This is a genomic window from Pseudomonas cerasi (genome assembly GCF_900074915.1).
Lineage (GTDB): Bacteria > Pseudomonadota > Gammaproteobacteria > Pseudomonadales > Pseudomonadaceae > Aquipseudomonas > Aquipseudomonas cerasi.
The window spans coordinates 3,035,522-3,057,419 of sequence record NZ_LT222319.1; the positions used below are offsets into that span (position 1 = coordinate 3,035,522).

Here is a 21,898-nt window from a genome sequence, read left to right on the forward strand (position 1 = left end):
ACGCGCCTTGGTCAGTCTTTCTTCGGTTTGAGGATCAACACCGCAAGTGGTGGCAGATTCAGCACCAGCGAATCTTCCATCCCATGCGCCGGCTCGGCTTCAGTCATGACCTCGCCACCATTGCCAAAGTTGGAGCCTGCGTAGGTTTCCGCATCACTGTTCAATAGCTCCGTCCAGGCACCTCGCATCGGCGCGCCGAGACGGTAGTCCAGGCGCGGCACCGGGGTCATGTTGGCGACCACCAGCAGCGGTTCACCCTCGTTGCTCCAGCGCAGGTAGGCAAACACGCTGTTGGCACTGTCATCGCCGACCAGCCACTGGAAGCCGGCAGGGTCTGCATCGCGCTCGTGCAGCGCCTTTTCGTCTCGATAGAGGCGGTTCAGATCGCCGACCAGATTCTTCACGCCCACGTGTTCGGCGTATTGCATCAAGTACCAGTCCAGTTCCCTGTCGTGATTCCACTCGCGCCATTGGCCGAATTCGCAGCCCATGAACAGCAGCTTCTTGCCGGGGTGCGTCCACATGAAAGACAGATACGCGCGCAGGTTGGCGAATTTCTGCCAGCGGTCACCCGGCATCTTGTCTATCAGCGAATGTTTGCCGTGCACCACTTCGTCGTGGGAAATAGGCAGTACAAAACGCTCGGACCACGCATACACAAGGCTGAAGCTCAGCTTGCCATGGTGATGCCCGCGGTTGATCGGGTCCTCTTCCATGTACTGCAGCGAGTCATGCATCCAGCCCATGTTCCACTTGTAATTGAAGCCAAGCCCACCCTGCTGAGTCGGCTCGCTGACGCCCGGCCACGCCGTCGACTCTTCGGCAATCACCATGGTCCCGGGGGCTTCCAGCGCAACCACGTCGTTCAAATGACGCAGAAAGTCGATGGCTTCGAGGTTTTCGCGGCCGCCGAAGCGATTCGGCACCCATTCGCCCGCATTACGCGAATAGTCGCGGTACAGCATCGACGCCACTGCATCCACGCGCAGACCGTCGATGTGGTAATGCTTGAGCCAGTGCAGTGCCGAGGCCAGCATGAAGCCGTGAACCTCAGTGCGCCCCAAGTTGTAGATCAGGGTGTTCCAGTCCTGATGGAAGCCCTCCTTGGGGTCCGCGTACTCATACAGGCAAGTGCCGTCGAACTGCGCCAGACCGTGGGTATCGGTCGGAAAATGCGCGGGAACCCAGTCAAGAATGACGCCGATCTCAGCCCGGTGGCAGGCATCGACGAAGAAGGCGAAATCTTCCGGCGAACCGTAGCGGGCAGTTGGCGCGAACTGGGCCAGCAACTGATAGCCCCACGAACCACCGAACGGGTGCTCCATAATCGGCATCAGCTCGATGTGCGTGAAGCCAAGTTCCTTGACGTAAGGAATCAGGCGATCAGCCAGTTCACGCCAGTTGTACTGCCGCCATTGATTGTCGTCGACCTGCTCCATCTGCCAGGAGCCTGCGTGCAACTCGTAGATCGACAAGGGTGCAGTCACTTGGTGACGGCCTGCCCTTGATTGCAGCCACTCTTGGTCATTCCACTCGAATTGCAGCGGCGCAGAGATCTTCGACGAGGTGTCAGGCGGCAACGTGGTGGCCAGAGCCATCGGGTCGCTTTTCAGCGGCAGAATGCCGTGAGCGCCGAGAATCTCGTACTTGTAGAGCTCACCTGGCTGCAGACGCGGGACGAAAATTTCCCATACGCCGGTCGGGTGGCGCATGCGCATCGGATGGCGACGGCCATCCCAACTGTTGAAGCTGCCAACGACAGAAACACGACGCGCATTGGGCGCCCAGACCGCAAAACGCACACCGTCCACGCCATCGACGCGGGTGACTTGTGCACCCAGACAGCTGCTCAGGTCGCGATGATTACCCTCGGCAAACAGGTAAAGGTCCATCTCGCCCAGCAGCGGGCCAAAACTGTAAGGGTCTTCGGTGATTTGTTCACCACCGGCCCAGTTGATTTTCAGCAAGTAAGGCTTAGGGTGCTCAAGGTGGCCGACGAAAAACCCCGGCACTTCGCTCATTTCCATCTCGCCCAGTTCACGACCGTCATCCTTGGCCAGCAAGCGCACACTCAAGGCTGCGGGCAGATAGGCGCGAACGAACTGCCCGCTGCCGCCATCGCCATGCGGGCCGAGGACAGAGAACGGATCACGATGTTCAGCACGGATCAGCGCGTCGAGGTCCACAGCAGCGGGAATCGCGCGGCGGCGCGTGCCGGTTTTGTCAGGCGCATTCATATTGACTCTCCATCAGACGGTTGCAGCAGTCCACGCAAGCCTTGCAAGGGAACGGCCAGCCACGCTGGACGGTTCTCGGCTTCGTAGATCACTTCATAAGCAGCTTTTTCAAGGGTGAACAGCTCGAGTGCAGCGTCCTCCCCTTTCGCATCTTTCCAGGCATGGGCAATGCCGGTGGTCGCCGAGCGATAACCTTCGATGAAGGTTTCTCGCGCCTGCGCCAGGTAGGTATCGGCAACACGTTTGCGCGCGCCGGCAGCCTCGGGAGACGTGTCTACGCTCTGCGCACTGCGTACAGCCATCGCCGCAGCGTAGTCGAAGGAGCGCAGGACACCACTGACATCCTTGAACGGGCTGTGCTTGGCACGGCGCTCTTCGAGTGCGCGGGCCGGCTCGCCCTCGAAATCGATCAGGTAGGCATCGCCCTTGACCACCAGTACCTGCCCCAGATGCAGATCGCCATGCACACGTATGCGCAGGCCACCGGCCGAGCGCTTGGCCAGGCCTTCGACGCGCTGACGGATCTGCTTGCGCTGCGCGAGCAAATCTTTGACCAGTTGCTGATCGTCCTGCTCCAGCTCGCCCATGCGCTGTTCCAGCAACTGCAAGGCGCGCTCGAGCTGAGCGTTGACGCTGGCCCCGGAAGCCTTGCTGTCCTGGCTGCTGGTGACCTCAACGGCAAAGTCGGCATTGTCGGTGGGCGATGCCAGAATCTGATGCATCTCACCCAGGCGCTGGCCAAGACTGCGCGAGAAGTCCGCGAGTTCGAGCAACGCGTTGTAGTGCTGTTCCTGGCCGGAAACACCATGTGCCAGCTCGTCGCGTACCGCACGCTCGAGATTGTTCTGGGTCCATTCCCACGCATCGCCCTGATTGCTCAGGTAGCCTTGGGCGATCATCAGCAGGTTGGGCTGACCGTCCTTGCCGACGCGTACCAGAGAACCCAGTAGCGGTGAAATGTTCTTGAAGCCGGCATGAGTCAGGAATGCGCCCATTTCCAGCTCGGGGTGCGTCCCGGCACTGACTTTGCGAATCAGCTTGAGCACCAGGCTGCTGCCCACCACCACTGAACTGTTCGATTGCTCGGCAGACAGGTAGCGCACTTCCGACTCGGCGTTCAGGCCGAGGGGCGCCAGCTGCGAGCTTTGCTCAAAACGCAACTCGCCGTCGGCACAGGGTATGACGGTATCCGACTGCATGCCCTGAATCACGGCGCGGATGAAGGTTTCCAGAGTGAATGCATCCGTGATCAACCCGACATCGCGGTTGCGACGTACTCGGGCGAGCGCCAGCTGCTGCGGCAATGCACTGCTGATGTCGTCTTCGGCCAGCAAGCCGAACGGCAATTGATAGCGATCGGTCTGCCCGCCTGCGGTGACTTCTATTTCACTGAGCAATACCGGATTCGCTTCGTCGCCGAAGCGCACGGCGTAGGCAATGCTGACCTGCTCGATCGCCTTGTCCTTGCCCGCGAACCAGCGTCGTTTGGGCAGGTAAACCGCCAGCGAGGTGTTTTCCATGGTGCTGCGCAGTGGCTCTTCGAGCAACTCTTCCAGACGTTTCTTGAGCACCAGGGTCGGGAAGTCCGGCATGCTCTGCGCGGGTTCAACGTGCCAACTGGGCATTTGATTCTCCGAAGCCAGTAAAAACCAGTAAAAGCCGTACGGCGGCAGCGTCAGCAGGTAGCTTAACTGGCCGATAGGCGGGAATGCGCTGCCGCCGAGCATTTCCACCGGCACCGTGCCTGCATAGGCAGACAGCTCAAGCTCTGCAGCTTGGGCAGCGCTGGAAACGTTGGCGACACACAGCACAACTTCACTGTGTCCGTCAGGCGCTGTGTATTCGCGGGTATAGGCAAGAATGCGGCGGTTCGACGGCGAGAGCATTTTCAACGTGCCACGCCCGAATGCCTTCTGCTGTTTACGCACGGCGAGCATGCGCCGGTTCCAGTTCAGCAGAGAATGCGGATCACGTTCCTGGATTTCGACGTTGACCGACTGGAATCCGTACATCGGGTCCATGATCGGTGGCAACACCAGACTGGCCGGATCGGCGCGCGAAAAGCCGCCGTTGCGGTCGATGGACCATTGCATGGGCGTGCGCACACCGTCCCGGTCGCCCAGGTAGATGTTATCGCCCATGCCGATCTCGTCGCCGTAATACAGCGTCGGTGTGCCGGGCATCGACAACAACATGCTGTTGAGCAACTCGACCCGACGGCGGTCGCGATCCACCAACGGCGCCAGGCGCCGACGGATGCCCAGGTTGATCCGTGCACGGCGGTCGGCGGCGTAGTAATTCCACAGATAATCACGCTCACGATCGGTGACCATTTCCAGGGTCAGTTCATCGTGGTTGCGCAGGAAAATTGCCCACTGGCAGTTTTCTGGAATATCCGGCGTCTGCCGCAAGATATCGGTGATCGGAAAACGATCTTCCTGAGCCAGCGCCATGTACATGCGCGGCATCAACGGAAAGTGAAAAGCCATGTGGCATTCATCGCCATCCGGGCCTTTGCTGTCGCCAAAATACAGTTGGGTGTCTTCCGGCCATTGGTTGGCCTCGGCCAGCAGCATGCGGTCAGGATAATTAGCGTCGATCTCGGCACGGATGCGCTTGAGCACCTGATGGGTTTCCGGCAGGTTCTCGTTGTTGGTGCCGTCCCGTTCGATGAGGTACGGAATGGCATCCAGACGCAAGCCGTCAATGCCCAGATCCAGCCAGAAGCGCATGACTTCCAGTACCGCATCCAGCACGTGCGGGTTGTCGAAGTTCAGGTCCGGCTGGTGCGAGTAGAAACGGTGCCAGAAGTACTGGCCGGCAACCGGGTCCCAGGTCCAGTCGGACGTCTCGGTATCGAGAAAAATGATCCGCGTGCCGTCGTACTTCTGATCAGTGTCCGACCATACATAGAAGTCCCGCGCCTTGGAGCCGGGCTTGGCATTGCGGGCTTTCTGAAACCATGGATGCTGATCGGACGTGTGGTTGATGACCAGCTCGCTGATCACTCGCAGGCCGCGCTTGTGTGCCTGGGCGATGAAACGCTTGGCGTCGGCCATGGTGCCGTAGTCGCTGTGCACATCGCGGTATTCGGAAATGTCGTAGCCATCGTCCCGGCGCGGCGACGGATAAAACGGCAACAACCAGATGGTGTTGACGCCCAGCGCGGCAATGTAGTCGAGCTTTTCGATCAGGCCCGCGAAATCGCCGATTCCGTCGTTGTTGGAATCAAAGAACGATTTCACGTGAACCTGATAAATCACCGCATCCTTGTACCAGAGCGGGTCTTTGATAAATGTCGCGTCACCGGGCTTTTTGGCCATTACTGACTCCTCGGGAGTGTTATTGCGCGGCCTGGATACGCCAGATTCCAAACGGTTGAGCTGGATCGAGACGCGTGTGCTGATACTTGCCATACCAGGTCCAGCGGTGCCCTGTCATCAGGTCTTCACCCGACGTAGCGGCGTCATCCGGCAGACCCATTTCCCACAGCGGCAACTCGAAATCCGCTTCCTGTGCGTTGTACGGGTCAAGGTTGACGGCAACCAGAATGAAGTTGCTGCCATCCGCAGAGCGCTTGCCGAAATACAGGATGTTGTCATTCCACGCGTTATACAGCTTCAGCCCCAGGTGCGTTTGCAGCGCAGGGTTCTGCCGACGAATGCGGTTGAGTTGAGCGATCTCGGCAATGATGTTGCCCAGCGCCGCGTAATCGCGAACCCGAATCTCGTACTTCTCCGAGTCCAGATACTCTTCCTTGCCAGGGATTGGTGCCGCTTCGCACAGCTCGAACCCCGAATACATACCCCACAGCCCGGAGCCCATAGTGGCCAGTGCCGCCCGGATCAGAAACCCGGGGCGACCGGACTCATGCAGGAAGCGCGGGTTGATATCGGGCGTGTTGACGAAGAAATTCGGGCGATAGCAATCACGCCACGGGACTTCATTGAGCTGGGTGAAATACTCGGAGAGTTCCGCCTTGGTGTTGCGCCAGGTAAAATAGGTGTAGCTCTGGCTGTAACCGACCTTGCCCAGGCGTGCCATCATTGCCGGCTTGGTAAAGGCTTCGGCCAGGAACATCACCTCAGGGTGCTGACTGCGCACTTCGCCGATCATCCACTGCCAGAACGGCAGCGGTTTGGTGTGCGGGTTGTCGACGCGGAAGATTTTCACCCCTTCGTTGACCCAGCCCAGAACGATGTCGCGCAACTCCGTCCACAGGCCGGGGATGGCGTCTGGTGCGTAGAAATCGACGTTGACGATGTCCTGATACTTTTTCGGCGGGTTTTCCGCATAACGGATCGTGCCGTCCGGACGCCACGAGAACCAGCCCGGATGCTGCTTGAGCCACGGGTGATCCTGGGAACACTGAATGGCGAAATCCAGCGCGATTTCCAGACCATGGTCGGCTGCAGCTTTCACCAGGTTACGGAAATCTTCACGGCTGCCCAGCTGTGGGTGAATGGCTTCATGGCCGCCATCCCCGCTGCCGATTGCATACGGGCTGCCCGGATCATCAGGTCCGGCGGTCAGGGAGTTGTTCGGCCCCTTGCGGTGGGCACGGCCGATAGGATGAATAGGCGGGAAATACAGCACGTCGAAGCCCATGTCGCGAATGATCGGCAGACGCGAATGGACGTCGTTGAATGTGCCGTGGCGCGCCGGATCGTCGGTCATCGAACGGGGAAACAGTTCGTACCAGCTGGCAAACTGTGCTAGCTCACGCTCGACATCAAGCGGGAACTCGACACTGCGGCTCAGGAAGGCCTGATTATCGGCCAGCTTCATCAGGCTGGCGGTTTCGCTGTGCAACAGTAGCGCTACTTTCTCGTCTTTGTCGCCCTGTTCAAGTTGGCCCAGCAGACTTTCGATCTGCTGGCGCTGTTCGTTCTGGCTGCGCTCGGCGGCGTGGACCAGATGAATGCGGCCCTCTTCCAGCTCCAGATCGACAGGAACGCCAGCGCCGAACTTCTTTTCCAGTTCATAGCGGTAGCTGCCGAACTGATCGATCCAGGCTTCGAGGCGAAACACATGACGGCTTACGGAGGTCGGGGTGAATTCACCAACCCAGCTGTCATTGCCCAGCTCGCGCATTGGCGCGCTGTGCCAGTGTTCTTCATCGGCAGCACGCCAGCGGATATTCACCGCCATTTTGTCGTGCCCATCGGCATAGACCTTGCTGGTCACGGTAACCGGTTGCCCGATGATCGCCTTGGCCGCAAACAGGCCACCGTCGATCACCGGCAACGTGTCTTCGATCACGATGCGGGGTAATTGCAGCGCCTGAGTCAGTGACAGCGGGAGGGTTGCTTGCGGGACATCGGTGGCCAGGGAATCCGGACCGTATGGCTGTTCATTCATCGAGCATCACTCCTCACGCCCCAGGGACGCTCCTGTGCATTCCATGCAATGGAAAAATTGACGGTATGGCAGCGTACGATCGCACTGTGCTGGCGACTCGTCTATTTCCGCTGCCTAGGTTCCGAGCGGTCAACGAGGGTAAAGTTCAAAGTTTGGTGGTCGTGCGCAGAGATGAAGCAGCCATCGAGCGGATCAACGAGGCGACTGTAGCGGGAAGCAAATCAATTGAATCATCGGCCCTGCCAGGCGGTCGTAAACAGGGTCGACAAGGAGGCTGCAACCATGACCCTACCCAATCCGGTAGAAGTACCCGATCCAAACATCGATGACCCCGCCCTGCCCGAGCCAATCCCCGAACAGGAGCCGCCGCCATCCACGCCACCACCCAATGAAACACCAGTCGGCGACCCGCCTGCCAATGCGCCACCGGTTACGGTGTGACGAGTCAGTAAACGGGATCTGAAGGCGTCTGTCCGAGCATGGACGCCTTCAGCGCCCTCCCGCTACATCGATGAACGTTCCCGTCGTATACGACGCATTGTCCGACAGTAACCAGAGAATGGCCTCGGCCACTTCCTCCGCGGTACCGCCACGGCCCATGGGCAATGCACCCTCAAGCTTGCTGACGCGGAACGGATCGCCGCTCAGGGCGTGAAAGTCGGTGAAGATGAAACCCGGACGTACTGCGTTGACGCGCACGTTTTCCGCCGCGACCTCTTTGGAAAGTCCGATAGTGAAGGTGTCCAGTGCCCCTTTGGATGCCGCATAGTCGACATACTCGCCTGCCGAGCCGAGGCGCGCCGCGAGCGAGGATACGTTGACGATGCTGCCGCCGTGCCCCCCGTGAGCCGGCAACATGCGCAACAAGGCGTGTTTGCTGCACAGCATCGGGCCGACGACGTTGTTCATCATCATCTTCAACATGCGAAATTCCGACATGTCCTCGACTCTGGAAGCCTGCGCCAGGGTGCCCGCATTGTTGACCAGATGAGTGACTCGACCGAGTTCGGCGTCGACCCGGGCAAACAGCCGCATGATCTCATCTTCGTTGCTGACGTCGGCTTGCACGGTGATCGCTCTGGCGCCCATCGCCCTTACCTGGACTGCGGTCTTTTCGGCGGCGGCATGATCCGACAGGTAATTGATGCAGATCCGATAACCCTGTGAGGCGGCCAGACGCGCCGTGGCAGCGCCGATCCCGCGCGAACCACCGGTGATAATGAGGACTTTTTCCATGGAGTGTCTCGTGTTTTTTTAAAGGCCGACATCAGGATCCAGCCAACCCTCGCAGGTTAACCAGCCGGTTCAGATCGTGCCAGCCTTTACCGTCCAGCGCCATCTGTGCCTTTCAGAAATCGGATTGCCCGGTATCGGACTCATCCACCGCAGCTTTTGCCTCAGCAGCATGGATTTCTTCGAGAAACTGCTGGGCCGGCAACGGATAACCCAGCAGGAAGCCCTGCAGCGAGTGGCATCCCAAATGAGTCAGGAAACGCTGCTGAACGGCGGTTTCGACGCCCTCGGCGACTATCCGCAGATTCAGCGCCTGCCCTACCGCCACGATGGCCGAAACAATGGCGGCGTCGTCGGTGTCATGCTCCAGATCGCGGACGAAGCCTCGATCAATCTTGATTTCATTGGCAGGCAATCGCTTCAGGTACATCAGGCTGGAGTAACCGGTGCCAAAATCATCGATCGACAGGTCCACACCCATTTCCGAAAGCCTTCTCAACACCGCCAGGCTGGCATCCGCATCATGCATGGCAGTGGTTTCGGTGATTTCCAGGGTCAGGCAGTTGGCCGGTAACTGATGCCGCGCCAGTGTGTCCGCCACTGCCGTGACCAGCCCGGAATGACAGAACTGCAAGGCTGACAGGTTGACTGCAATGCGCCAGTGCGAGTAACCCTGCGCGTACCACTCACGCATTTGCCGACAGGCTTCATCCAGGACCCACTCGCCGATCTGAATGATCAGACCGGTTTTCTCTGCCATGGCGATGAACAGGTCGGGAGCGAGGATCCCCTGTTCCGGATGGTTCCAGCGCAACAACGCCTCTGCCCCTACGGGCAGTCCGGTCATGGCATCGAACTTGGGCTGGTAATAGATACAGAACTGTCGATGCTTGATCGCCTTGTGCAAATCCTGCGACATTTGCAGCTGATTGCGGGCGTTACTGTTCATCGACGCATCGAAAAAGCTGTAGCCGTTCTTGCCGGCAGCCTTGGTGTGGTACATAGCGGCGTCGGCATTGATCAGAAGCTCATGCTGGGTGCTGCCATTGCCCGGGTAGATGCAGATGCCGATGCTCAGTGAAATCTGCAACTGATGTTCACCAATGGTGAACGGGTTGCCGACTTCGTTGACCTGTCGTCTGGCAACGGCCAATGCATCCTCAGGGTGTTGAAGCTCCACCAGCAGGACGAACTCATCGCCGCCGACTCTTGCCAGCGTGTCACGCCGCTGCAGGCTGTTGCGAAGACGCAAGGCGACCTGCCGCAACAGCAGGTCGCCGGTGTGGTGGCCGAATGCATCGTTGACCGGTTTGAAGCCATCGAGGTCCATGAACATCAATGCAAAGCACCCACCCGTCTCATTGGCCCTCTTCATTGCCCGATCAATGCGCTCCGTCAACAACGCACGGTTTGGCAAACCGGTCAGGTTGTCATGCAGGGCCAGGTGGGTCAGTTCCAGATTGGCTTCAGTCAGGGAATCGGCCAGAACCGCGGTACGTGTTTCCAGATGAGAATCGAGAATGCAGCTGAACAGCGCAATCCCCAGAATCGACAGGCTGGCGACCAGCACGAATCTGTCCAGCCCGTTGCTGCTCAGCCCCTGCGGCAGCGCCCCGCAAAAGCTGCCATCAGCAAAATTCGCAGCGGACATACCGGTGTAATGCATGCCAATGACAGCCAGCCCAAGCAACAGCGCCGCCGAGGCGCGTAGCAGGTAGACCCTGGGGCGTCGCTGGCGAAGATGGAAGGCTATTCGCAGTGCTGCCGCGGACGCAGCGACAGCGATCACCAACGAAAGTACCAACAGCCACGGCGTGTATTGAATCCCCGGCTGCATGCGCTTGGCCGCCATGCCGGTGTAGTGCATGGCGCTGATGCCAAGCCCCAGCAACAACGACCCCAGGCTCAGTTGCAGGGCGGGCAATCGCGGCTGGGTGGCGAGCCACAGGGCGAAACCTGAAAAGCCGATGGCGATCAACAGCGAAAGCAGCACCAGTGGCACGTCATAGCCAAGGTTGATGGGCAATACGAACGCCAGCATACCGATGAAATGCGTTGACCAGGTACCGACGCCCATCGCGATCGCGCCTCCCGCGATCCATACGTGAACGGCACGGCCCCTGGCCGAGACGATGCGGCCAACCAGATCGAGGGCCGTGTACGCAGCAAGAATGGCGACGAGAATCGAGATTACGACGAGTGAAGGGATGTAACTGCCAATCAACATAAACGCACCTGGAAACCAATGAGCGCGTCCATGCCGATCTTGTGCGGGTGATTGTACGCATTCGCGGCAGAATGTCGCGGCACTTGGTCGCAAAGATGGCGAATAGCTATTATTTTTCCGGTTACTGCGAACAGTTCACTGAAAAAGTGTGTTTGAACCCGAAATATTTACTCCCGGAGCGTCAGGCCTGTCTCGGCATTCCAGCCCCCGCCCAGTGCGGCGATCAATTGAACGCTGGCAATCAAACGGCTTTGCAGCACGCTGAGCACACTGCGCTCGTTGCTCAATGCGGTGGCCTGGACATTGACGACGTCCAGGTAACCGATCAACCCGGCCTTGTATTGATTGTTGGTCAGGCGCAGCGAGTCACGAGCCGAGACCAGCGCTTCCTGGCGTACGGCCGCTTCCTGCTCGTATACCTTGAGCTGAACCAGATAGTTTTCGACCTCCTGGAAGCCGTTCAGCACGGTCTGCCGGTACTGGGCGACAGTCTGGTCATACACCGCTTCGGTGCGATCGACCTCGGCCGAACGTTTTCCGCCGTCGAACAGGGTCAGCGCCAACTGCGGGCCCACCGACCAGAAGCGGTTGGGCAGGCTGATCCAGTTGGCAAAGGTACTGCTGCTGTAACCGCCGCTCATGCTCAGCGTGAAGTCCGGATAATAAGCCGCCTTGGCCACGCCGATGTTGGCATTGGCGCCCATTACCGATCGCTCGGCTGCGGCAATGTCAGGGCGGCGTTCGAGTAACTGCGAAGGCAGGCCTGGCGGGATTTGCGGCAACTGCGGAATCGAAGTGGTGACGGGCAGATTGAAGTCTGCCGGCGCCATGCCCATCAGTACGGCGATGGCATTCTCGTATTGCGCCCGTTGCCAGGCCAGGTCGATCAGGTCGGCCTGGGTACTTTTCAGTTGCGTCTGTGCCTGCGCAACAGCATCACTTCCGGAAATACCGGCGCGGTACTGGTTCTGCGTCAGGGTCAGGGAGCGCTGGTAGGCATCCACTGTGGACTCCAGCAGGCGTTTCTGTTCATCGATCACGCGCAATTGCAGGTAATTCTGCACCAGTTCCGATTGCAGGCTCAGGCGCATCGCCGCCAGGTCGGCAAGACTTGCCTGCGCATTGGCGGTGTCGGCTTCCAGCCCGCGACGCAGCTTGCCCCAGACGTCGGCCTCCCAACTGACGCCCAACTGCGCGTTGTAACTGTTGCGAATCCCCGAAGCACTGGTGCCGGTGTTCGAGGTGCCAGTGCCCTGCCCCGAGCGCGTCTTGCCGGTCGTCAGGTCGAGGGTCGGCAGGAAGGCAGCCCTGGAGCTGCGCACCAGTGTCTGTGCCTGTCGATACTGCGCGTCGTACTGGGCGACCGTCTGGTTGGAGGTGTTGAGGCGCTCGACCAGAGCGTTCAACTGCGGGTCCTTGTACACCTCCCACCATGCACCTTTGGCCATCCCGTCACTTGGCGTGGCCGCACGCCAGCCCTGCGCAGCCTTGAACTGCGCGGGCGCGGCCATCGACGGCTTCTGGTAATCCGGACCCACAGCGCAGGCGCTGAGCAGCACGACGCAAAGCCCCAGCGCGAATGGACGAATCAGCCCTGTCGGGCGGGAGGTGAATGCCAGGCGTTCGGTCATAGCGGAGTTTCCAGAGCAGCATCGGTGCGCACGCCACGCCATTTGTTGTAACGATGGCGCAGACGGTCGAGATAAAGGTAAACCACCGGGGTGGTATAGAGGGTCAGGACCTGGCTGAAGACCAGGCCACCAATGATGGTCAAACCCAGCGGCTTGCGCATTTCGGCACCTTCGGCGGTACTCAGCAGCAGCGGCAAGGCACCCAGGATGGCGGCCATCGTGGTCATCAGAATGGGCCGCAGGCGCTGCAGGCAGGCGCTGCGAATCGACTCTTGCGGCGTCATTCCCTGTTCGCGCTCCAGATGCAGGGCAAGGTCGATCATCATGATCGCGTTTTTCTTCACCACGCCAATCAGCAGGAACAGCCCCAACAGGGAAATCAGGCTGAATTCGCTGCCCAGCACATAGATCGTCAGCAATGCGCCAACGCCTGCGGACGGGAGCGTCGAGAGGATCGTCAGCGGATGAATGTAGCTCTCATAGAGGATACCCAGCACCAGGTACACCGCCAGCAACGCACCGAGGATCATCCACGGCTGACTCTTCTGCGTGGAAGCGAAGGCGTTGGCGGTCCCGGCCATCTTGGAAATGATGTCGGACGGCAGCCCGATGGCGGCAATCGCCCGTTCTATCGCCACGGTGGCCTTGTCGAGGCTGGCCCCCTCGGCCAGATCGAAGGATATGTTCTCGGCCGCGAACTGACCGTCATGCGATACCCGGTCATTGGCCAGGCTGCGCTCGTAATGGGCGATGCTCGATAGCGGTACACGCTGCCCGTCTGCGGTAATGACCTGAACCTGCTCCAGCGTCACCGGGTCCTGGGCGTATTTTGGATTGACCTCCATCACCACCTTGTACTGGTTGAGGCTGTCATAGATGGTCGATACCTGGCGCTGGCTGTAAGCGTTGTTGAGCACCGCCGTGACCATATTCATATCGATACCCAGTCGCTTGGCCGTGTCACGGTTGACCACCAGGGTCACCTGTTGTGCCCCGCGCCCTTCCCGTGCGTCGATGGCGGTCAGCTCGGGCACCGACTTGAGCGCTGCGACAATCTTGGGGTACCACAGACGCAGACTGCCCAGATCAGCGCTCTGCACGATGTATTGATACTGTGAACTGGTCTGCTCGCGACCGCCGCCCAGTTGCAGGTCCTGATCCGGGGCCAGGAACAACCTGCCGCCCGGCACATGCGGCATGTTCTTGCGCAGGCGCTCGACCACTTTCTCGGCAGACAGCTTGCGCTCGGCAATCGGCTTGAGGCGCACGATCATGAAGGCGTTATTGGTGCCACCGCTGCCACCGATAAAACCGGCAACGCTTTCCACCGCAGGGTCAGCGAGAATCGACAGGCGGAAGGTCTCCATTTTCGGCTGCATGACCGAAAACGAAAGACCGTCGTCACCGCGAACAAAACCCATCAATTGCCCGGTGTCCTGCTGCGGCAGAAAGGTCTTGGGCACCACCACATACAGCGCGATATTGACCACCACGGTAACCAGCAGGCTGAGCAGCGTCAGCCGTCGATGCCGCATCACCCAGCCCAGCGAGCGGTCGTAGCCTGCCACCATTCGATCGTTGACCCGCTCGCTCCAGCGCTGAAAGGCATTTTCCCCATGGGCTTCGCGTGGCTTCAACCAGCGCGCGCACAACATCGGCGTCAGGGTCAGGGACACAATCAGCGAGACGATGATCGCTACCGACAAGGTGATGGAAAACTCGCGAAACAGACTTTCGACCAGACCGCCCATGAACAGGATGGAAATGAACACCGCGACCAGCGAGACGTTCATCGACAGCAAGGTGAACCCCACCTCCTTGGCGCCCAGAAAAGCCGCTTTCATGGGGTCGAGGCCGTTGTGAATATGCCGGGATATGTTTTCCAGCACAACGATGGCATCGTCCACCACCAGACCGGTCGCGAGGATCAACGCCATCAGTGACAGGTTGTTCAGGGAGAAGCCGAACAGGTGCATGATCGCGAAGGTGCCGACCAGCGATACCGGAACCGCCAGGGTGGGGATCAGCGAGGCGCGAAAACTGCCGAGGAACAGGAACACCACCATCACCACCAGCACCACGGCAATCAGTAGGGTCATTTCGGCTTCGTGCAGCGTCGCCTTGATCACCGGCGAGCGGTCCATCGCGATATTGAGACTGACACTGGCCGGCAGCACCGCTCGCAGCGCCGGCAACTGCGCCTTGATCTGCGCCACGGTTTCAATAATGTTGGCGCCCGCCTGGCGGTTGACGACCAGCAGCACGGCACGGTCATTGTTGTAGAACCCGCTGTTGTAACGGTCTTCCACGGCATCGCTGACTTTCGCCACGTCCTTCAGGCGCAAGGTCGCTCCGTCCTTGTAGCGAATGATCAGCGGCGCATAATCCTCGGCGGTTTCCAGCTGGTCGTTGGCCTGCACCTGCCAGTTATGTTGGTCGTCCTCCACAAACCCCTTCGGCCGTCGTACGTTGGTGCCAGTGATGGCAGTGCGTACGTCGTCCAGCGATACACCGTACTGGGAGAGCATCTGCGGCTCCAGCTCGATACGCACAGCAGGCAGCGAGCTGCCGCCGATTTGCACTTCGCCGACCCCGGAAACCTGTGACAGGCTCTGTGACAGGATGGTGGACGCCAGGTCGTAAAGCTGGCCCTTTTCCAGCACCGTCGACGTCATCGACAAGACCATGATCGGCGCCTGGGACGGGTTGACCTTCTTGTAGGTCGGCATACTGCGCATACCGCTGGGCAGCAGATTGCGTGAGGCATTGATCGCCGCCTGCACTTCCCGCGCGGCGCCGTTGATGTCGCGATTCAGATCGAACTGCAGAATGATCAGCGTAGTGCCCTGGCTTGAATTGCTGGTCATGGTGTTGACACCGGCAATACTGCCCAGCGATCGCTCCAGCGGCGTTGCCACCGTGGACGCCATCACTTCCGGACTGGCACCGGCGAGGCTGGCCGAGACCACAATCACCGGGAAATCCATGTTCGGCAACGGTGCCACCGGCAACAAGCGAAAGCTCACCGCGCCCAGCAGCATGATCGCCAGGCTTAGCAGAACGGTCGCAACGGGGCGACTGATGAACGGCGCTGAAAGGTTCATGCGTCAGCCCGTTCCAGTCGGTCCGGGTCAGCCGGTTTGCGGCTCCAGCGACGGCCAAGGCGGTCGAAATACAGGTAGATGACCGGCGTTGTGAACAGTGTCAGCACCTGACTGAGCAACAGTCCGCCGACCATCACCAGCCCCAGTGGTTGCCGCAATTCGGCGCCGGAGCCACTGGCGAGCATTAGCGGAATGGCGCCGAACAATGCGGCCAGGGTGGTCATGAGAATCGGCCGGAAGCGCAACAGTGCCGCGTCGTAGATCGCCTGCTCGGGCGCAACACCGCGGTTGCGCTCCGCGTCGAGCGCGAAGTCGATCATCATGATCGCGTTCTTCTTGACGATGCCGATCAATAGAATGATGCCGATGATCGCGATCATCCCCAGATCGTTGCCGCTGATCAGCAGAGCCAACAAGGCCCCCACTGCTGCCGACGGCAGGGTCGAGAGGATGGTGATCGGGTGAATGTAGCTCTCGTAGAGCACGCCCAGCACGATGTACATGGTGACCACCGCCGCCAGAATCAGCAGCAACGTGCTGGACAACGAAGCCTGAAACGCTTCGGCAGCGCCCTGGAACTGAGTCTGCACGCCGATCGGCATGCCGATCTCCTGCTCGACCTCCTCGATCACCTTCACTGCCTTGCCCAAGGCAATATCGGGCGCCAGGTTGAACGACATCATCACCGCCGGAAACTGCCCGAGGTGGGCGATGGCCAACTGTGCCTGGCGCTGCTCGACACTTGCCAGGCTGGATAGCTTCACCTGCGCGCCATCGGTGGTCTTGACGTGGATCTGCTCGAGCGCCGCCGGGCCGAGTTCACTGCCCGACGCAGCCTGCAGCACCACGCGGTACTGGCTGGCCTGCGTGTAGATGGTGGATATCTGGCGCTGACCGAATGCGTCGTACAGTGCATCGGTAATGTTCGCAACCGTGACCCCGACCCGGCTGGCCGCATCACGATCGATGTTCAGGTACACCTGCAAACCTTTATCCTGCAGGTCGCTGGCCACATCCGTCAGCTCGGGCCGCTTGCCGAGCGCGTCTACCAGTTTTTCGCTCCACAGCGTCAGCAGCTCGGCGTCGGGCGACGACATGCTGAATTGATACTGGGTGCGACTGACGCGGTCTTCAATGGTCAGGTCCTGCACCGGCTGCATGAACAGGCGGATATCCGACAGCTTGTCGACCTCGGGTTGCAGGCGCTGGATCACCTCGGACGCGGTCAGGTCGCGCGCTCCGTGAGGCTTGAGGTTGATCAACAGGCGCCCACTGTTGAGCGTGGCGTTGTCACCGTCGACACCGATGTAGGACGACAGACTGACCACTGCCGGGTCCTTGAGAATGATATCGGCAAGTGCCTGCTGACGCTGGCTCATCGCTGCGAACGACACCGACTGCGGCGCTTCCGAAATACCCTGAATCACTCCGGTGTCCTGCACCGGAAAAAAGCCTTTGGGTACGACAATGTACAGCAACACGGTCAAGGCCAGGGTGGCCAGGGCAACCAGCAGGGTCAGTGGCTGATGCTTGAGTACCCAGCGCAGTCTGCCCGCGTAGATGTCGATCAGCCAGTCGATCCAGGCACCGCTGGCCCGGTAAAAACGGCTCTGCTCTTCTTCCCTGGGCTCGCGCTTGAGCAAGCGCGCACACATCATGGGCGTCAGGGTCAGCGAGACCACCAGCGATATCAATATCGCGACCGCCAGAGTAATCGCGAACTCGCGGAACAGCCGCCCGACCACGTCGGCCATGAACAACAGCGGGATCAATACCGCAATCAGCGACAGGGTCAGGGAAATCAGGGTGAAACCGATCTGTTTCGCGCCCTTGAGTGCGGCCTGCAAGGGCGTCTCGCCCTCTTCGATGTGTCGGGAGATGTTTTCCAGCATGACGATGGCGTCATCGACGACGAAACCGGTCGCAATGGTCATGGCCATCAGCGTCAGGTTGTTGACCGAAAAACCGGCCAGGTACATCACGCCGAACGTGCCTACCAGCGACAGCGGAACGGCAATCGAGGGAATGATCGTCGCGCTGAAACGACGCAGGAACAGGAAGGTGACCAGCACCACCAGGACGATCGCGATCAGCAGTTCGTGCTGAACATCGGTCACCGACGCACGGATGGTCTGCGTACGGTCCGTCAGGACCACGACGTCGAGTCCTGCCGGAAGGTTTTCGGTGATCGACGGCAGCAACGCCTTGATCCGGTCGACCACCTCGATGACGTTGGCGCCCGGCTGACGCTGAATGTTGAGCAGCACCGCCTGGCTCCGATTGGCCCAGGCCGCGAGCCGCTCGTTTTCGGCACCATTGACGATTTCGGCCACATCCTTCAGACGCAAGGGTGCGCCATCCTTGTAAGCCAGAATCAGGTTGGCGTACTCCTCCGGAGACTTCAGCTGATCGTTGGCATCCAGCATCGAAACCCGGGTCGGCCCGTCGAAATTGCCCTTCGGCTGGTTGACGTTGGAGGCGCTGATCAGGGCACGTACATCGGACAGGTTGAGACTGTTGGCGGCCAGCGCCTCCGGGTTGACCTTGATCCGTACCGCCTGCCGCTGCCCGCCGGCAATGCTGACCATGCCCACACCGCTGATCTGCGAGATCTTCTGCGCCATGCGCGTATCGACCAGATCATTGAGCTTGGGCAACAACATGGTTTTCGAGGTGATCGCCAGGGTCAGAACCGGTGTGTCGGCCGGGTTGACCTTGTTGTAGACCGGAGGCGCCGGCAGATCGGTCGGCAGCAGGTTGGTGGCCGCATTGATCGCCGCCTGCACCTGCTGCTCGGCGACATCCATATTGATTTCAAGGCTGAAGCGCAACGTAATGACCGACGCACCGCCCGAGCTGGTCGAGGCCATCTGGGTCAGGCCGGGCATCTGTCCGAATTGACGTTCCAGAGGCGCAGTCACGGAGCTGGTCATCACCTGCGCGCTGGCGCCCGGGTACAGGGTCATCACCCGGATGGTCGGATAGTCGACCTGGGGCAACGCCGAAACAGGCAGCAAGGTATAGGCGATCAGACCCGCCAGGACGATTGCCAACATACTCAGCGTGGTGGCAACCGGACGCAGGATGAACAGGCGTGACATGTTCATACGCTTGGTTTTTCCACCTTGCCGAGCGCCGCCGACTTGTCGGTCTTGCTGTCAGGCTTGCCTTGCAGCTTCTGAGCCGGGCCGGCCGGCACTTCCTTGCTGTCGTTGACGACTTCGACTTCGGCACCGTCGCGCAGGCGGTCGGTACCTTCAAGCACCACCCGCTCGCCGGCTGCCAGACCTTCGGTAATCACCGTGGATGTCTCGTCGCTCGGGCCGGTCTTCAGCAGCTTGAGTTTGACCTTCTTATCACCGTCCAGCACATAGACAAAGGTCCCGTCGGTGCCGAACTGCACCGCCGCAGTCGGTACGAGCGTGACTTTTTTCAGCGTGTCGGCGCGCAGCCGCACATTGACGAACTGATTGGGGAACAGGACCTCGTCACTGTTATCGAAACGCGCCTTGAACTTCAGTGTGCCGGTGGCCACGTCGATCTGGTTGTCGAGGCTGGCCAGTACGCCGCTGGCCTGCATCTTCGTATCGCCACGGTCCCAGGCTTCAACGGGCAGCTTGTCGCCGGTGCGGTAGCGGGAAATGACTTTCGACAGATCCTTTTCAGGCAGCGTGAACGCCACGGATATGGGCTGGGTCTGGGTAATCACCACCAGTGCAGTGGTGTCGTTGGCGGCAACCAGATTGCCCACGTCCAGCTGTTTGAGGCCGACACGCCCGGCAATCGGGGCACGGATGCGAGTGAAGTCCAGGCTCAGTTTTGCGTCAGCCACAGCAGCCTGATTGGTCTTGATCGTGCCCTTGTATTGATTGACCAGCGACTCGGCAGTGTCGAGGGTCTGCTTGGCGATGCTGTCCTCGGCAAACAAGCCTCGGTAACGCTGCACATCCAGCTGAGCATTCTTGAGCAGCGCCTGGTTAGTGGCCAGCGTACCTTCGGCCTGCTGCAACGCCACCTGATAGCTGCGCGGATCGATTTCAGCCAGCAGATCACCGGCCTTGACCATCTGCCCTTCCTGGAAATAAAGCTTGACCAGCTCCCCCGCCACGCGGCTGCGCACATTGATGGTGTTCATTGCCGTCACGGTGCCAAGCGCCTTGTAGTAGATCGGAAAATCACCTTCGGTAGCCGGGGCCACACGCACCGGGACCGCGACAGCCGATCCGCCGAAGCCGGGTCGTGCCATGCCGCTTGCAGCCGGCTTCTTGTTGCTCTCGGCCCCCTTGCCGGCAGTGGACGCAGGCCAGAACCACCAGCACAAGGCAACAATGACCAACAGGACCAACAAACTGATCAACCAGCGACGGGATTTACGGGAGCCAGACAATTGCATGAATAAATCAACCATTACAGGTGGGGGTTTGTTCAGAACGCTGAACAATAAGCACAGTTACGTTACAAGCAAAGCGGCTTTACCAAGCGCTTACTTTGGATAAACGTATGACGCACAAACAAAAAAAACGGCCTGAGCGGATTCAGGCCGTCGACAGGTTGCGGAAAGTTACTTCAGCACAGCCAATGCAGCGTCATAGTTGGGCTCGCTGCCAATCTCGGCAACCAGTTCGCTGTGCAGTACCTTATCGTTCTCGTCCAGAACGACCACGGCGCGTGCTGTCAGACCCGTGAGCGGGCCGTCTGCAATGGCAACACCATAATTTTGAGCAAAATCGGCGCTGCGGAACGAGGACAGGTTCTGGACATTTTCCAGACCTTCGGAGCCGCAGAACCGGGCCTGGGCAAACGGCAGGTCAGCCGAGATGCACAGAACAACGGCGTTGCTCAGGTCATTGGCCTGGGTGTTGAATTTACGTACCGAGGTGGCACAGGTCGGCGTATCGACGCTCGGGAAGATGTTCAATACCTTGCGCTTGCCGGCGAAGGACGCCAGGGTCTTATCGGCAAGACCTGCGCCAACCAGCGTGAAATCGTGTGCCTTGCTACCGACTTCAGGCAGGTTGCCACTGACCTGAACGGGGCTGCCTTTGAGGGTCACTTGAGCCATGAAACACGTTCCTTTTCAAAATGGATGAAAGAGCCGGAAGTTAAACACGAAAGTGTGCCGCGGCCTATATGGGATAATTCTGAATTTTTTCAGGAAACCAGTCTGTCCCTGATATCTGTGTGGGCACACAATTCCACCAGCCAATCAACGAATACCCTCACTCGTCGTGACAACTGTCGATGCGGGGGGTAAAGGGCCGTCAGTGGCAGTGGCGGCGGACGATGCAATCGCAGCACTTCCACCAGCACACCGCTGCGCAATTGCGCGGCGACATGGTAGCGCGGCACCTGAATCAGGCCGAATCCCGCTTCGCACGCCGCGACATAGCCGTCGGCACTGTTGACAGCGATCGAGCAGGCCGAGGCGTGCTCAACGTCCATGCCATCGGCCATGAACTCCAGACCATAGCGCTTGCCGGTACTGGTCGAAAAATATTCGATTACCTGATGTTGCGCGAGCTCATTCAGGTTCCGTGGCGTGCCGTATTGCTCCAGGTATTCACGACTGGCGCAGGTGATCTGGGTCAGACTGCCCAGCGGCCTGGCAACCAGCGTTTCATCCAGTGCGGCGCCGGCACGCAGCACGCAGTCCACGCCTTCGCGGATCAGATCGACCGGCCTGTCGCTCATGCCGATTTCCAGGCGGATCTGCGGATAGCGCCGGCTGAATTCAGGCAACGCCGGGATGATGATCATGCGCCCCAGACTGACGGGCAGATCGACACGCAGCAACCCCTTGGGCTCGGCCCCCGTCGCCGAAAACGATGCTTCGGCATCGTCCAGATCGGCCAGCAGGCTGACGCAGCGCTGGTAATAGGCCTTGCCGTCAGGGGTGGCGCTGACCTGACGCGTCGTACGCTGCAAAAGCTGTACGCCCAGGTGCGCTTCCAGCTGCTTGATCAGGATCGTTACCGAAGCACGAGGCATGTGCAGACTCTCGGCCGCCCTGGCGAAACCGCCGAGTTCGACGATACGGGTGAACACGCGCATGGCGTTGAATCGATCCATGATGACCGGCAACCTGAAGGTAAATGACGTGTGAAG

Annotated in this window: 12 protein-coding genes; 1 reads left to right on the top strand and 11 read right to left on the bottom strand. The window is 59.8% G+C overall.

What is annotated here, in order from left to right:
- Nucleotides 1-11: 11 nt before the first annotated feature.
- The 3 genes from glgB to PCPL58_RS16025 are packed head-to-tail and all read right to left on the bottom strand — an operon-like array spanning nt 12 to nt 7,598.
- Nucleotides 12-2,237, bottom strand: a complete 2,226-nt coding sequence (glgB, locus tag PCPL58_RS16015; protein WP_065349889.1) for a 1,4-alpha-glucan branching protein GlgB — start codon at nt 2,235-2,237, stop codon at nt 12-14.
- Nucleotides 2,234-5,560 (bottom strand): maltose alpha-D-glucosyltransferase, encoded by a 3,327-nt coding sequence (treS, locus tag PCPL58_RS16020; RefSeq protein ID WP_065349890.1) that lies wholly within the window; start codon nt 5,558-5,560, stop codon nt 2,234-2,236. The genes glgB and treS overlap by 4 nt, the downstream gene beginning before the upstream one ends.
- 19 nt (nt 5,561-5,579) lie before the next feature.
- The gene (locus PCPL58_RS16025; protein WP_065349891.1) at nt 5,580-7,598 is read right to left on the bottom strand and encodes an alpha-1,4-glucan--maltose-1-phosphate maltosyltransferase; all 2,019 of its coding nucleotides are present in this window, start codon (nt 7,596-7,598) and stop codon (nt 5,580-5,582) included.
- A gap of 282 nt (nt 7,599-7,880) precedes the next feature.
- Here PCPL58_RS16025 and PCPL58_RS31540 point away from each other — a divergent pair, with 282 nt between their 5' ends.
- Nucleotides 7,881-8,039, top strand: coding sequence for a hypothetical protein (locus PCPL58_RS31540; protein ID WP_072366551.1), 159 nt, complete (start codon nt 7,881-7,883; stop codon nt 8,037-8,039).
- A 48-nt stretch (nt 8,040-8,087) separates the two neighbouring features.
- Here the strand turns inward: PCPL58_RS31540 and PCPL58_RS16030 are convergent, their stop codons facing one another.
- From PCPL58_RS16030 to PCPL58_RS16065, 8 genes are all read right to left on the bottom strand, one after another.
- The gene (locus tag PCPL58_RS16030) at nt 8,088-8,834 is read right to left on the bottom strand and encodes an SDR family oxidoreductase (protein WP_058417127.1); all 747 of its coding nucleotides are present in this window, start codon (nt 8,832-8,834) and stop codon (nt 8,088-8,090) included.
- A gap of 112 nt (nt 8,835-8,946) precedes the next feature.
- Nucleotides 8,947-11,058 carry a putative bifunctional diguanylate cyclase/phosphodiesterase gene (locus tag PCPL58_RS16035; RefSeq protein ID WP_065349892.1) on the bottom strand — a complete coding sequence of 704 codons (2,112 nt, stop codon included), beginning with the start codon at nt 11,056-11,058 and terminating at the stop codon, nt 8,947-8,949.
- A gap of 167 nt (nt 11,059-11,225) precedes the next feature.
- A complete protein-coding gene (locus PCPL58_RS16040; protein WP_003369448.1) occupies nt 11,226-12,689 on the bottom strand; it encodes an efflux transporter outer membrane subunit in 1,464 nt (487 codons plus the stop codon).
- A complete protein-coding gene (locus PCPL58_RS16045; protein ID WP_065349893.1) occupies nt 12,686-15,793 on the bottom strand; it encodes an efflux RND transporter permease subunit in 3,108 nt (1,035 codons plus the stop codon). The genes PCPL58_RS16040 and PCPL58_RS16045 overlap by 4 nt, the downstream gene beginning before the upstream one ends.
- Nucleotides 15,790-18,900 carry an MdtB/MuxB family multidrug efflux RND transporter permease subunit gene (locus PCPL58_RS16050; RefSeq protein ID WP_065349894.1) on the bottom strand — a complete coding sequence of 1,037 codons (3,111 nt, stop codon included), beginning with the start codon at nt 18,898-18,900 and terminating at the stop codon, nt 15,790-15,792. Before PCPL58_RS16050 ends, PCPL58_RS16045 begins: the two co-directional genes overlap by 4 nt.
- Complete coding sequence (locus PCPL58_RS16055; protein WP_054081468.1) at nt 18,897-20,201, bottom strand: MdtA/MuxA family multidrug efflux RND transporter periplasmic adaptor subunit; 1,305 nt, start codon at nt 20,199-20,201, stop codon at nt 18,897-18,899. The genes PCPL58_RS16050 and PCPL58_RS16055 overlap by 4 nt, the downstream gene beginning before the upstream one ends.
- Nucleotides 20,202-20,354: 153 nt before the next feature.
- A complete protein-coding gene (gene tpx / locus PCPL58_RS16060) occupies nt 20,355-20,855 on the bottom strand; it encodes a thiol peroxidase (RefSeq protein ID WP_003369437.1) in 501 nt (166 codons plus the stop codon).
- Nucleotides 20,856-20,944: 89 nt separating this feature from the next.
- Nucleotides 20,945-21,862, bottom strand: a complete 918-nt coding sequence (locus PCPL58_RS16065; protein WP_003434111.1) for a LysR family transcriptional regulator — start codon at nt 21,860-21,862, stop codon at nt 20,945-20,947.
- Nucleotides 21,863-21,898: the final 36 nt, after the last annotated feature.